Genomic DNA, 13,110 nt, shown 5'->3' on the forward strand with positions numbered 1-13,110 from the left:
GACAATTATCCGTCGTTATTAAATACTCATTGTTGCTTTTTTGAACAAAATGTTTTCTGTTGCGTGATGTGTGTAGACTTTTTACAGGTTTCAGCGCGCGAATGCTAACATGTAGGCGAGCAAATTTCTGGTCATGCCTGTAAAAGAGCCAGCAAAAAAAGGGCCAGCGAAGCAGATGCCGAACCAACACAGAACAATCGCGATTACTGGCGGCAAAGGTGGCGTGGGTAAAACGTCAGTTGCGCTCAATCTGGCGTTGACCCTGGCGCGCCAGGATAAACGCGTTCTCCTGCTGGACGGCGATACAGACCTGGCCAACGTCAGCATCATGGTGGGGATGTACCCCAAGCAAACCCTGGCGAACGTGATTGCCGGTGAGTGTCGGTTGCAGGACACATTGCTGGAAACGGATTATGGCCTGCATATCGTGCCGGGGGCCTCAGGTGTCCAGGAATGCATGGACATGGGGCCGACTGACAGCTTGCGGATTCTGCGGGCCTTGTCCCAGCTTGAAAGCCAGTACGATTACGTCATCACGGATACTGCGGCCGGCCTGCAGGCGCCCAGTTTGCACATGATCGCGTCCGCTGAGCTTGCTTGTATTGTCGTTACCCCGGATCCCGCGTCCTTGACCGATGCTTTCTCGCTGATCAAGGTTATCCGGCGTCGTGGCTACAAGCGGGTGCCCAGCGTGTTAGTGAATATGGCCCAGGGCGCCAGCCAGGCCCGCTCCGTATTCCAGCGGTTAGATAGTGCGGCCCAACGTCACCTCGGCTTGTCTCTTCACTATATGGGTGGCATCTGGCGGGACGAAACTCTCAGGCAATCGGTGCTGAATCAGAAGCCGGTGGCCTTGCTGCCGGTAGCCGATCCATCCTGCCGCCAGTTCCATACCCTGGCTGACATGCTCAATGTTCGTTTGGCCCAGCTGACGCCAAGAAAGGCCGGCATAGCCGCCTATTGGCATCGGGTTTCGCGCCAGCAGTCGGAAGCCCGGCAGGCATCCGCGGGATCGGCTGCTCCGGCCAGTCCGAAGGAACGTTGCCTGCAGGCAGTGAGTGAACTGGAGTCTGTACTGGTTCAAACGCCCGATAACGCCCTGCTTCGTTATGAAGCATTTACCCGCCTTTTTGCACTGCTGGGGAGCGCCCCGGACAGTGACACCATCGAAATTATTCAGACGGGGCTCGGCTCACTCGAATGGGAGAAGCTGAGCGAAGAACATAGGAAGCACCTGGCCACCCATCTCCGACATCTGGCCGACCAGATCGTGCCAGCCGCACCTCAGGTGCTTCCCGCGCCGGAAAAAAACGAGCAGACGGATCCGGTTTATGACCGGGTCAGTTTCGGTGAACAGGAGCGTCTGGTGCGCGCGCTGCGGGAACAGCCAGCCGAAATTTCCCTCGATGAGTTACTGCGTTCTTTGGCGGCAAGCGGTCGCAACCAGCACTGAAATCAGCGAGATACCTTCCCTATTTTATTTGTAATTTTATTCGCACTTTTTGTGGAGTAACTTTGCAGTGTGTCACCGCACTGTAATCCTGGTTGTGTAAAAATCAATCACCGTAGACGATCGTGGCCCGCAATATGCAGTGGATATTTCCTGCGCATTTCATCAACAGATTTCCCGCCGACAGGCTGTTAGAGCGGCTGTAGATATAGGTAATAGAGAAGGAGTTCTTCTAATGGCAACATCGCAATTGAATACCGGAGAGTCGTCGTCCAAAGTTCTTGAACAGCTCCGCGGGAAGCATGTCCTGATTACCGGCACAACCGGGTTCCTGGGCAAGGTTGTACTCGAAAAACTGATTCGGACGGTTCCGGATATCGGCGGCATTCATCTGCTGGTCCGGGGAAACAAGCGACACCCCGAAGCGAGGGCACGATTCCTCGACGAAATTGCGACTTCGTCGGTGTTTGAGCGATTGCGCTCCGACGACAACGAGGCTTTCGAGGCCTTTGTGGAAGAGCGCGTGCACTGCGTAACCGGGGAAGTGACGGAGCCGATGTTCGGGCTGCCCGCTAAACAATTCCAGGCCCTGGCCAAGGGCATTGATGCCGTGATCAACTCCGCCGCCAGCGTTAACTTCCGGGAGGAGCTGGATAAGGCCCTGGCGATCAACACCCGCTGTCTCGATAACATTGCCGAGCTGGCTCGTCAGAACAGTCGGCTGGCAGTTCTTCAGGTCTCGACCTGCTACGTTAATGGCATGAACTCCGGGCAGGTGTCTGAAGAGGTGGTCAAGCCGGCGGGCGAGGCCGTGCCGCGCAGTGTCGATGGCTACTACGAGATTGACGAACTGGTGCGTCTGCTGGACGACAAGATCGCCGACGTACGCTCGCGTTACTCTGGTAAGGCCCTGGAAAAAAAGCTGGTGGATCTTGGTATCCGGGAGGCCAACCGCTACGGCTGGAGCGACACCTATACATTCACCAAATGGTTGGGCGAACAGCTGCTGATGAAAGCGCTGGCTGGTCGGTCCCTGACCATTGTCCGCCCCTCCATTATCGAAAGCGCCCTGGAAGAGCCCGCGCCTGGCTGGATTGAAGGGGTGAAAGTGGCCGATGCCATTATCCTCGCTTACGCGCGGGAGAAGGTGACCCTGTTCCCCGGCAAACGCTCCGGTGTAATTGATGTCATTCCAGTGGATCTGGTGGCCAATAGCATAATTCTGTCACTGGCCGAGGCCCTGTCAGAGCCGGCTGATCAACGCATTTACCAATGTTGCAGCGGTAGCAGCAACCCGATTTCGCTCGGTGAATTCATTGATCATCTGATGGTCGAGGCCAAGGCAAATTACTCCGATTATGACCAGCTGTTTTACCGTCGGCCCAGCAAGCCGTTCGTTGCCGTGAATCGGAAACTGTTTGATACCGTGGTTGGTGGTGTACGTATTCCGCTGAGTTTCACCAGTCGGATGCTCAAGTTGCTGGGCCACAATCGGGAGTTGAAGGCGCTAAGGAATCTGGATACCACGCGCTCGCTGGCCACAATTTTTGGCTTCTACACGGCGCCGGATTACGTCTTCCAGAACGATGGTCTGTTGGCCCTGTCGTCCAGGATGGGCGGACTGGATCGCGTGTTGTTCCCGGTTGATGCCCGTCAGATCGACTGGAGTGTCTACCTGCGCAAGATTCATCTAGCCGGCCTGAACCGCTACGCGTTGAAAGAGCGCAAGCTGTACAGTCTACGCTCTGCTAAAACCCGCAAGAAAGCGGCGTAATACCAAACCAATCGTGGGCCGGCCCGGCTGGGTCGGCCCACGTATTTCTCCCGCACCTATCCTCATTGTTCGTCGGCGTCAGCCGAGGTTGCGAACAGTCTCGTTCTGTCTATTCTTAAAGGTGTTTCTCGTCCAGCGGCGCAGTTCGCTGCGTGTCTGTCATGGCTCGCGACAGTTAATAGGCATCTGCTTCAAAAGTTCAGGCACGTTAGGACGTTAGTCTAATTAATTGTTCAGTCGAACCCGTGTTGTACTACAGACATTCGTCGTACTTTAGGCCCGAGCTGGCCGCACCGCTCTTTTTTCCATTTCGACAATGACAAAAGACTCTGAAAAAGGGGAGCACCATGACTGAGAAACACGTCTTTCCAGTAGCGCCGGAAGTAGCCCAGCGGGCTCTGGTTAATCGGGATCAGTACAACGCGATGTATCGTGAATCGATCGAGAATCCCGATGCGTTCTGGTCAGAGCACGGCAAGCGACTTGAGTGGATCAAGCCCTACACCAAGGTCAAGAACACCACCTACGATTTCGACAACCTGTCCATCAAGTGGTTTGAGGATGGCGAACTGAACGCCTCCGCCAACTGTCTTGATCGTCACCTTGAGAAAAAGGGTGACCAGACCGCCATTATCTTTGAGGGTGACGACCCGGCGGATTCTCGCCACGTGACCTACCGTGAGCTGCACGAGGAAACCAGCAAGTTTGCGAATGTACTCAAGGGGTTGGGTGTAAAGAAGGGCGATGTTGTCACCATCTATATGCCGATGATCGTTGAAACCGCGGTCGCCATGCTGGCTTGCGCTCGCATCGGCGCGATTCACTCCGTAGTTTTTGGCGGCTTCTCGCCCGAGGCCCTGGGTGCCCGCATTGTTAACGGCAAATCCCGGTTCGTGGTCACGGCCGATGAAGGTGTTCGTGGCGGCCGCAAGATTCCGCTGAAGAAAAACGTCAACGCGGCCCTGAAGATCGACGGCACTGATGCGGTGGAAAAAGTGGTGGTGGTTACCCGCACCGGTAATTCCGAAGTGCCCTGGGACGACAGCCGCGATGTGAAGTACGAAGATCTCATGCAGTCTGCCTCGGCAGATTGCCCGCCCGAACCCATGAATGCGGAAGACCCGCTGTTCATGCTGTATACCTCGGGCTCCACCGGCGCGCCTAAGGGTGTGTTGCACACTACCGGCGGCTACATGGTGTATGCGTCGATGACGCACGAGTACGTCTTCGACTATCACGAAGGCGACGTTTATTGGTGCACCGCCGACTTTGGCTGGGTGACCGGTCATAGCTACATTTTGTACGGCCCACTGGCCAATGGTGCCATCACCGTGCTGTTCGAAGGTGTGCCCAACTACCCGAACAGCTCCCGTATGGGACAGGTGGTCGATAAGCACCAGGTCAATATCCTGTACACGGCGCCCACCGCCATCCGGGCCCTGATGGCCGAAGGTGAGTCGTGCATGGACGGTACCAAGCGCGACAGCCTGAAGCTGCTGGGTTCGGTCGGTGAGCCGATCAATCCGGAGGCGTGGGAGTGGTATCACCGGGTCATTGGCAACAGCAAATGCCCGATTGTGGATACCTGGTGGCAGACCGAAACCGGTGGCATCCTGATTTCGCCATTGCCGGGCGCTACCGATCTCAAGCCGGGTTCGGCGACCGTACCGTTCTTCGGTGTTCAGCCGGCCCTGGTCGATAACGATGGCAACGTCCTGGAAGGCGCTACCGAGGGCAACCTGGTGATCATGGACAGCTGGCCGGGGCAGATGCGCACCATTTACGGTGATCATGAGCGCTTCAAGCAGACTTACTTCAGCACGTACAAGGGTCGGTATTTCACCGGTGATGGCGCGCGCCGTGATGAAGACGGGTATTACTGGATTACCGGCCGTGTCGACGACGTCCTGAACGTGTCCGGTCATCGCTTGGGTACGGCGGAAGTCGAAAGTGCGCTGGTCGCCCATAGCAAGGTTGCCGAGGCCGCCGTGGTTGGTTTCCCTCACGACATCAAGGGGCAGGGCATCTATGTCTATGTCACTCTGGTGCAGGGCGAAGAGCCATCCGATGAGCTGAAGAAAGAACTGGTGCAGTGGGTGCGCAAGGAGATTGGTCCGATCGCGTCGCCGGATGTGATTCAATGGGCACCTGGACTGCCCAAGACTCGTTCGGGCAAGATTATGCGGCGGATTTTGCGTAAAATCGCTGCCAATGAGCACGATCAGCTTGGCGATACGTCCACCCTGGCAGACCCGGGTGTGGTTGATGAGCTGATCAGCAGTCGTGAATTTAAATAAGGTCGCATCCAAGACCGCAACCCTGTTAAGGAATCTGTTGAATGGCACAAACAATTATCGTCGCTGATGATCACCCGTTGTTTCGCGCAGCATTGAAGCAGGCGGTCAGTCAGGCGGTGCCCGATGCTCAGACGGTTGAAGTCGATAGCATCAAGGCTCTGCAGGCGGCGGTAGAGTCGCATCCGGATGCGGATCTGGTTTTGCTGGATCTGAACATGCCGGGCGCCCATGGCTTCTCCGGACTGGTGTTCATGCGTGGACAGTACCCAGGATTGCCGGTGGTGGTTGTGTCGGGTTCGGAGGAAATGCAGGTCATGCGCCGCTCGATCGACTACGGTGCGTCCGGCTTCATTCCCAAATCTGCGCCCCTGCCCACCATCACCGAAGCCATTCAGGACGTTCTGGAAGGGGATGTCTGGCTGCCGGATGGAGTAGCGGACAAGATTGAGCGCATGCACTCAGACGCCACGGATTTTTCCGAGAAGTTGGCGTCGCTGACACCTCAGCAATTCCGGGTGTTGGGCATGTTGGCCGAAGGGCTTCTGAACAAGCAGATCGCCTACGATCTGGATGTGTCCGAGGCCACCATCAAGGCTCACATCACCGCCGTATTCCGGAAGCTGGGGGTTCGTAACCGGACTCAAGCGGTCATTGCGATCCAGCAGATGGAGATCGATCCTTCGGATCAGTCCCTGTCTGGCAGTTGATAGCGCCGCTAATCAGCGTGAATGTGAAACGGGAGCCCTTGGGCTCCCGTTTTTTTATGCCTTGAATTTGTTTCCCATCATTTTGACTTTTGGTCTCTTCTTTGCCCTTTTTTGAAGTGGTACGCGTGTACGCATTTTTATACGTTTCACAAAGAATTAATCGAAATGGTATTGATGGCATTACGTTCCTTCTGTAAATTCGGCGCACACATGTACTCTCAAAATGATTTAGAGTGCGCCGGTCTGATTTCTTGAAAGAGTAAAGGTGACAAATGAACGCAGCCGTGAAGCCTGATGCGCTGGGCCAAGCCGTGTATGGAAGGCCTGATGAACGTGAGCTCAGAGACCGAATGAAGAAGGACCTGCCGGCCGATACCTTCAAGCCACAAACCTGGCGGGTGATTTGGTTCGTGCCGCTGCAGTTGATGATCTGGGGTGGGATCGCGACGATTCTGCTGGCGGGGTTGCCCTGGTATGCCAATCTGATGCTGGGGCTGGTGGTTGGTCACAGCATCGGGTGCCAGGCCTTGCTGGCCCATGAGGTGTTGCACGGTGCTTTGGGGATGAGCCGGCGCTGGCAGAACTTTCTGGGCTGGCTCGGGTTCGGGCCATTTGTGGTACCGCCGGAGTTCTGGCGCAAGTGGCATAACGTGATTCACCATGGCAACACCAACGCCGGTGATACCGATCCGGACAGCTTTGGCACCCTGCGCCGATACCGTGCCGATCCCAAGCAAAAGAAATTCACCAAGCTCGCTCCGGGGTCTGGCACCTGGTACAGCTATTTGTTCCTGACTTATTCATTCACCTTTCACGCCCAGCTGGTGCTGTGGTTCCAGGCCCGCAAGCGTAAACAGTTCAAGGGCTTTGATCGGGCCCGGGCGATCCGGCAATCGGTGGTCTGTGTGGTGGCCTGGGCGGGGTTGGCGGTGCTGTCGGGCCCGCTGGCGGTGTTCACCGTGCTGATTCCGTTCATGGTGGCGAACGTTCTGGGGCAGGGGTATATCCTGACCAACCACTTCCTGCGGCCTCAGACCGCCACCAATAACCCGTTGGACAACTCCATGAGCCTGCGTAGCCATCCGATTCTTGACCGGCTGCACTTCCGTTTCAGTCACCATGTGGAGCATCATTTCTTCCCGAAGATGGCCTCTAACAAGGCGCCCCGGGTTCGGGCATGGTTGGAACAACACCATGGTGAGCGTTACGTGGCGATGCCCCACAGCACAGCACTGAAGCTGTTGTACACCACGCCCCGGGTCTACAAGTCGTCCACTGAACTGGTGGATCCGAACCGGCCGGAGCGGGTGGTGGATCTGCTGCCTTTGCAGCAACAGTACGCCGCCAGCAATCGAGGCTGACGGCACCCGCGCCGGCAGGTTATTTGCTGCCGGCGTATCCCAGCTCTTTATTGACGAGGTTGAACAGCTCGCCGCTGGCGTGCCAGTGGTCGAAGTTCTCCAGAAATTGATCGGTGAGCGCCCGCTTCCAGCCGATAAAGTCACCGGCCATGTGGGCGGTCATGGTGACGTTCTCCATGTCCCACAGAGGGTGATTTTCCGGCAGGGGCTCTTCTTCAAATACGTCCAGGCCTGCCCCGGCAATTTCGCCATCCCGCAGCGCGGCAATCAGATCGTTGGTTTTGACGATGGGGCCGCGGCCAATGTTGATCAGTCTGGCCGATGATTTCATGGCCTTGAACGCCTTCTCATCGAACAGGCCCTCGGTCTGCGGCGTTAGCGGTGCGGCAATTACCACGTAGTCTGCGTGCCCTAGCTGTTCGAACAGTTCGTCGTTGCCGTGCACGGCAACAAAATCCGGGTCGTCGTGGCGGGGTGTGCGGGCAATTCCGTGGGCATTCAGTCCGGCGGCACTCACCAGGCGGCCGATCTGACGACCGATGGAGCCGGCACCCACCACCAGCACCTGTTTGCCTTCGGCGCGCTCGGTATCCCGGTGCTTCCACTGATGCTTCATTTGCAAGCGGATGGAGCCCGGAAAATCCTTGGCGAACATCAGGATGGTGCAGAGCACGTACTCGGCAATGGTGCGGTCGAAAATGCCCCGGGCATTGGTGACCACCACGTCGCTGTGAATCAGAGCTGGAAACATCAGTGCGTCAACCCCGGCACTGGTGGCATGAATCCACTGGAGCTTGTCCGCGGACTCCCAAGCCGCTTCAAGGGCCTCGGTGCGGAAGTCGGTGACCATCATGACGTCGGTGCCCGGCAAGGTGTCTCTCAGCGTCTGCTCGTCGCAGGCGAATCGCACCTCCGCCCGCGCCCTGAGTGCGTCCATGCCCGGTGGCTCCGGCTCGCCGGGTGCAGTAAGAACGGTTACCACGGGTGTGATTGGCTGTGTCATTGAACCTCCGCGTTGTGAGCTTAATGGCGACCCTCACGCCGGGTCTCACGACAGTCTGGTATCCCCGTGCGGTGCGGTCAACTTGTGGTTGGTAAAAGCGGGTTTGTGTGAGTATGGGCAAGGTGATTTTACCGACAGTATCTTTCTGCTTTTTTGTCTTGTATGGCCTGTTCTTACTGGCTAACCTGCAGGGGTAGGTTATTTTTGCCCCGCTCGCAGGAGGTGTTTTATGGCAGACTCTGCCAACTACGAGACTGGCCAGTCCAGACCACGTAAAGTGAAGTACCGGAAGAACAAGGCCAGCTGGAATCCTGCCATGCAGGCGATTCCTGTGCCGGGCATCCGCCGCATGGTAAACATGGCGGCGTCGATGAAGGATGTTATTCATCTTTCGATCGGTCAGCCTGATTTGCCGACACCCAAGCATATTATTGACGCCTACATTGAGGCGCTGAATGCTGGGCAAACCGGCTACACCATGGATGCCGGCCTGCCAGAGCTGCTGGTTGCGCTCAGGGATTACTACGGCAAGCGCTACAACCGCAAGTTGACCCGCGACAACATTCTGATCACCAGTGGTGCCACCGAGGCCATGTACCTGGCGATCTCGGCCACATCGGCGCCGGGCCGTCAGTTCATCGTGACGGATCCATCGTTCCTGCTTTACGCACCCCTGATTCGGATGAACGGTGGTGAGGTCAAGTTTGTACCAACCCATGCTGAGAACGATCACCAGCTCGATCCGGACGAAGTCATCCGCGCCATGGGTCCGCGCACCTTCGCGTTGATTCTGAACAACCCCAATAACCCGACCGGTGCGGTGTATCCGCGCAGCACGGTGGAGACCATACTGGAGGAGTGCGCGTACCGGGGAATCCAGGTCTACGCCGACGAAGTCTATGACCACCTGATCTTCGACGATGACGATTTCGCCAGCGTCCTGAACTGCTCCATGGACCTGGACAACATCATGTGTATCAGCAGTTTTTCCAAGACCTACAGCATGGCTGGGTTGCGGGTTGGCTGGGTGATCGCGAGTCAGGCGGCGATCAAATCCCTGCGCCGGTACCACATGTTCACCACGTCGGTGGCCAACACGCCGTCCCAGTTTGCTGGTGTGGCGGCGCTTACCGGCGATCAACAGTGCGTGCAGGACATGGTTAGCATCTATAAGGAGCGCCGTGACAAGGTGGTGGAGCTGATTGACCAGACGCCTTACATGACCGGCTACAAGCCTGGCGGTGCCTTCTTCGCGTTCCCGGGCTTGCCACCCCATGTGGATGGCTCCGACCTCGCGCTTCGTATGTTGAAGGAAACCGGTGTCTGTATGGTGCCGGGCGATGCGTTCGGTGAGGCATCTACCAACGCGGTGCGGATCAGTTTCTCGACAACCTGTGAGAAGCTGGAGGAAGCCTTTGATCGCGTCATTCCCTGGATGGCGAAGCAACAATTCTGAGGAGCCATAATGTCAGCCCTGGAGTCTGTCCTCATACAATGCCCTTACTGCTGGGAGACGCTGGATGTAAGCGTTGACCCGTCAGTGCTTGAGCAGGAGTATGTGGAAGACTGCCAGGTCTGTTGTCGGCCCATCGTCATCCACGTGACGTTTGACGACGATCTCACCCCCCATGTTGATGCCCGCGCAGAGAACGAGTAGCTGCGCCGGGCAATTCTGACCGATCCTTAATCTTGCTGCCTTGCTCCTGCTTGGCGCCGTGCCTCAGGATAGAAGCCAAACTCACGGAGGCAATCCCAACATGCGCACTGTTTCTAAGTCTGGTCTTTGGGCCCTGGTTTTACTGACGTTGGCATTGACTGGCGGCTGCGCCAGTCTGTCGCCCTATTCGATTTCCGAGGGCGAGCTCGAACGGCACCTTCAGGATGTTGTGAGCGATTTTGATCGACAGCAACTCAAAAGTGGTTCGCCACTGAGTCTCAGTTTGAGCGATGCCAATATTACTCTGGGGCCGGATGGCCGGGATGTGGCGGTGATCGACGTCAAAGGGCAGGTGGCGGTTAATGCGATGCTGGCCCGGTTGCCAGTGGATATTGCGCTCAAGGTGGAAGGCGCACCGGTCTACGACAGCACAGAGAAGGCCATCTTCATCCGGCGGCTGCAGTTACTGGATAGCAGTATCGATTCCCCATTTTTCCGGGGTGACCTGAAACCGATAACCGAACATGTGATGCGGGCTGTGGCCCAGATGCTGGAAACCATGCCGGTTTACCGCCTGGATGAAACCAACTTTGCCCAGCGTATGTTTGGCGCCATGCCAGTGGATGTGCGGGTGGCCCCGGGCCGACTGGAATTCGTGATGGCAGATCAGTAGAAAAAGGGGCGGCTGGCAACAACGGCGGCGCTGTGCAGGTGCGCCGCCGTAATCGGGTTTAGTTTGTCAGCCGTTTGCAGATGGCGGCACCAATCTCATGGGTGCCACGTTGGCTGCCAGCGTTCTCGGCCAAATCAGCAGCCACCGCCTCGAACAGTTCCTGGCCTGCCGCAGCCAGGTTAGGGTCTTTCCGGCCCAGCCATTCCAGCATGCGCGCCGTGGTGAATAGCATGGCCGTTGGGTCCGCAAGTCCCTGACCCGCGATGTCCGGCGCGCTGCCGTGAGTGGGTTCGAACATGGAAGGCATGTCCGGATCGGTCGGGTTCAGGTTACACGAGGGTGCAACCCCCATTCCCCCGGACAATACCGCGGCGAGGTCGGTCAGGATATCGCCCTGAAGGTTGCTGGCAACCACCACATCAAAAGCCCAAGGGCTTTGCACAAACTTCATGCAGGCGGCATCCACCAGTTCATGGTGGGTTGCCACATCCGGGTACTCTTCGCTGATTGCCTCGAACGCCTCAGTGTACATGTCACCCCAATGCCTAAGCGCATTGCGCTTGGTCACCAGACACACCTGACTTTCGCAGGTTCGCCCATTGAGCGTGCGGAAACTGCGTGTACGCCCCTGTTTAAGTCGTTCAGCGGCCCGCTTCCTTGCCTGCTCGAAACCATAGCGGATGATCCGGTCGGTGGCTTTACGGGTAAAAACCTCCATCTGGGTGGCCACTTCGTCCGCCGTTCCTTTGCGCAGGCGTCCGCCTTGGCTGACGTACTCGCCTTCGGAGTTCTCCCGGATTACCAGCATGTCGATGTCTTTGGCCCGCTCATCGGCCAGATATTGTCGTGCGCCCGGCAGCAGGCGGGCAGGGCGCTCGCACACCCATTGATCAAAACCTTTGCGCATCTCCAGCAGGGGGGCCAGTGAGACGCTGTCCGAGAGCAGATAGCGCTCGGCATCGTCGATTGGGCCCGGATCACCCAGGGCGCCCAGGAGAATTGCATCGTAAGCCTGGAGTTGCGCGAGGGCGTCTTCAGGCATGGATTCGCCGTGTTCCTCGTGCCAGGCATGGGAAGGCCAGGGGAATCGGGTCCACTCCACCGCCAGGCCGTGTTTTGCGCGCAGGGTTTCCAGGCAACGGACGGCTTCACCCACCACTTCCGGCCCAATGCCGTCACCGGGGGTGACTGCGATGCGAGTTGTTTCTGCCATTCGGAGTACTCCTTTTCTGGTTTTTGCGCGTACAAGATTTTGTCCCCCAGTTTAGTCGGATAGGGGGGAGCCGCCAGCGCCGGCCTCAAATCGGCAGGCAAAACTTTTATCTGCAGTGTGATGGGGTCTTTAGTGCCCTGAAATCAATACACTTTTAAAGAAGAATCCTGACCCTACAACTGAGGAGGATAAGTGAAACAGTCCGCTGTACTTTTTGATGAGAGCCACTGTGGTCAATGTGAGTGTGGCGAAGGTTTGGACTTTTCCTTCTCATTTGCCTTTCAACCTATTGTCGATGTTGTGAATCAGTCCGTCTATGCTTACGAAGCGCTCGTTCGGGGGACGGAGGGTGAAGGGGCATTGAGCGTCCTGGAAAGGGTGAGTGAGCGGAATCGTTATACCTTCGACCAAGTGTGTCGGGTGAAAGCAGTGAAACTGGCATCCCGGCTCGGGATGGAAACGCGGTTGAGCATTAATTTCATGCCTAATGCCGTGTACCAGCCTGAGCACTGTATCCGAACCACGCTTGCTGCCGCGAAAACCTACAACTTCGACACCCGAAAAATCATTTTCGAGCTCACCGAAAACGAGCACCTGGCATCGGTTGATCACCTGGTGTCGATCATTGAGGCTTATAAGGAAATGGGCTTTGCCACCGCCATCGATGATTTCGGTGCAGGCTATTCGCGGTACAATATTATGATGGCAAGCCCGCCTGATATTCTCAAACTGGATATGGGCCTGGTTCGGAACATTCACGACCAGCCGAATAAGCAGGCGGTGGTGTCTGGTATTATTGCCATGATGAAGCAGCTGGGCGGGCGCATCGTGGCCGAGGGCGTGGAAACCAAACAGGAATATTTCTGGCTGCGGTCCCAGGGTATCCACCTGTATCAGGGTTTTCTGTTCGCCAAACCGGGATTCGAATGTCTGCCGCAACCGGATTTTCCGGCCTGAGGCGGGCCAAACTAAAAG

At 56.9% G+C, this 13,110-nt stretch carries 11 protein-coding genes; 9 read left to right on the forward strand and 2 right to left on the reverse strand.

Annotation, left to right across the window (positions count from 1 at the left end; genetic code table 11):
* Nucleotides 1–175: 175 nt before the first annotated feature.
* From FGO67_RS14510 to FGO67_RS14530, 5 genes are all read left to right on the forward strand, one after another.
* Complete coding sequence (locus FGO67_RS14510) at nt 176–1,453, forward strand: AAA family ATPase (RefSeq protein ID WP_238942467.1); 1,278 nt, start codon at nt 176–178, stop codon at nt 1,451–1,453.
* A 232-nt stretch (nt 1,454–1,685) separates the two neighbouring features.
* Nucleotides 1,686–3,224: a fatty acyl-CoA reductase gene (locus tag FGO67_RS14515; protein ID WP_203301396.1), complete on the forward strand. Its 1,539-nt coding sequence runs from the start codon at nt 1,686–1,688 to the stop codon at nt 3,222–3,224.
* A 347-nt stretch (nt 3,225–3,571) separates the two neighbouring features.
* On the forward strand, nt 3,572–5,521 hold the full coding sequence (gene acs, locus FGO67_RS14520) for an acetate--CoA ligase (protein ID WP_203301397.1): 1,950 nt from the start codon (nt 3,572–3,574) through the stop codon (nt 5,519–5,521).
* 41 nt (nt 5,522–5,562) lie between these two features.
* Complete coding sequence (locus FGO67_RS14525) at nt 5,563–6,228, forward strand: LuxR C-terminal-related transcriptional regulator (RefSeq protein WP_203301398.1); 666 nt, start codon at nt 5,563–5,565, stop codon at nt 6,226–6,228.
* Between the two features lie 350 nt (nt 6,229–6,578).
* Nucleotides 6,579–7,589, forward strand: a complete 1,011-nt coding sequence (locus FGO67_RS14530; protein ID WP_238942468.1) for a fatty acid desaturase family protein — start codon at nt 6,579–6,581, stop codon at nt 7,587–7,589.
* Nucleotides 7,590–7,608: 19 nt separating this feature from the next.
* Here FGO67_RS14530 and FGO67_RS14535 read toward each other — a convergent pair whose 3' ends face one another.
* A complete protein-coding gene (locus FGO67_RS14535; RefSeq protein WP_203301400.1) occupies nt 7,609–8,592 on the reverse strand; it encodes a D-2-hydroxyacid dehydrogenase in 984 nt (327 codons plus the stop codon).
* A 229-nt stretch (nt 8,593–8,821) separates the two neighbouring features.
* Between FGO67_RS14535 and FGO67_RS14540 the strand changes: the two genes are divergently transcribed.
* The 3 genes from FGO67_RS14540 (at nt 8,822) to FGO67_RS14550 (ending at nt 10,922) form a co-directional block, all read left to right on the forward strand.
* Nucleotides 8,822–10,048 (forward strand): pyridoxal phosphate-dependent aminotransferase, encoded by a 1,227-nt coding sequence (locus FGO67_RS14540; protein WP_203301401.1) that lies wholly within the window; start codon nt 8,822–8,824, stop codon nt 10,046–10,048.
* Between the two features lie 9 nt (nt 10,049–10,057).
* Nucleotides 10,058–10,249, forward strand: a complete 192-nt coding sequence (locus FGO67_RS14545; protein ID WP_203301402.1) for a CPXCG motif-containing cysteine-rich protein — start codon at nt 10,058–10,060, stop codon at nt 10,247–10,249.
* A 100-nt stretch (nt 10,250–10,349) separates the two neighbouring features.
* Nucleotides 10,350–10,922 (forward strand): YceB family lipoprotein, encoded by a 573-nt coding sequence (locus FGO67_RS14550; RefSeq protein ID WP_203301403.1) that lies wholly within the window; start codon nt 10,350–10,352, stop codon nt 10,920–10,922.
* Between the two features lie 58 nt (nt 10,923–10,980).
* Here FGO67_RS14550 and FGO67_RS14555 read toward each other — a convergent pair whose 3' ends face one another.
* Entirely contained in the window at nt 10,981–12,135 is a 1,155-nt protein-coding gene (locus FGO67_RS14555) for an isocitrate/isopropylmalate dehydrogenase family protein (protein WP_203301404.1), read from the reverse strand.
* A 192-nt stretch (nt 12,136–12,327) separates the two neighbouring features.
* Here FGO67_RS14555 and FGO67_RS14560 point away from each other — a divergent pair, with 192 nt between their 5' ends.
* Complete coding sequence (locus FGO67_RS14560) at nt 12,328–13,092, forward strand: EAL domain-containing protein (protein WP_203301405.1); 765 nt, start codon at nt 12,328–12,330, stop codon at nt 13,090–13,092.
* The last annotated feature ends 18 nt before the right edge of the window (nt 13,093–13,110 follow it).

Source organism: Marinobacter sediminum (assembly GCF_016820575.1).
GTDB lineage: Bacteria > Pseudomonadota > Gammaproteobacteria > Pseudomonadales > Oleiphilaceae > Marinobacter > Marinobacter sediminum.

Coding starts and splice junctions, on each gene's coding strand:
- FGO67_RS14550 (WP_203301403.1), top strand. CDS start 10,350: ATGCGCACTGTTTCTAAGTCTGGTCTTTGGGCCCTGGTTTTACTGACG.
- FGO67_RS14510 (WP_238942467.1), top strand. CDS start 176: ATGCCGAACCAACACAGAACAATCGCGATTACTGGCGGCAAAGGTGGC.
- FGO67_RS14525 (WP_203301398.1), top strand. CDS start 5,563: ATGGCACAAACAATTATCGTCGCTGATGATCACCCGTTGTTTCGCGCA.
- FGO67_RS14555 (WP_203301404.1), bottom strand. CDS start 12,135: ATGGCAGAAACAACTCGCATCGCAGTCACCCCCGGTGACGGCATTGGG.
- FGO67_RS14540 (WP_203301401.1), top strand. CDS start 8,822: ATGGCAGACTCTGCCAACTACGAGACTGGCCAGTCCAGACCACGTAAA.
- acs (WP_203301397.1), top strand. CDS start 3,572: ATGACTGAGAAACACGTCTTTCCAGTAGCGCCGGAAGTAGCCCAGCGG.
- FGO67_RS14535 (WP_203301400.1), bottom strand. CDS start 8,592: ATGACACAGCCAATCACACCCGTGGTAACCGTTCTTACTGCACCCGGC.
- FGO67_RS14545 (WP_203301402.1), top strand. CDS start 10,058: ATGTCAGCCCTGGAGTCTGTCCTCATACAATGCCCTTACTGCTGGGAG.
- FGO67_RS14515 (WP_203301396.1), top strand. CDS start 1,686: ATGGCAACATCGCAATTGAATACCGGAGAGTCGTCGTCCAAAGTTCTT.
- FGO67_RS14530 (WP_238942468.1), top strand. CDS start 6,579: ATGAAGAAGGACCTGCCGGCCGATACCTTCAAGCCACAAACCTGGCGG.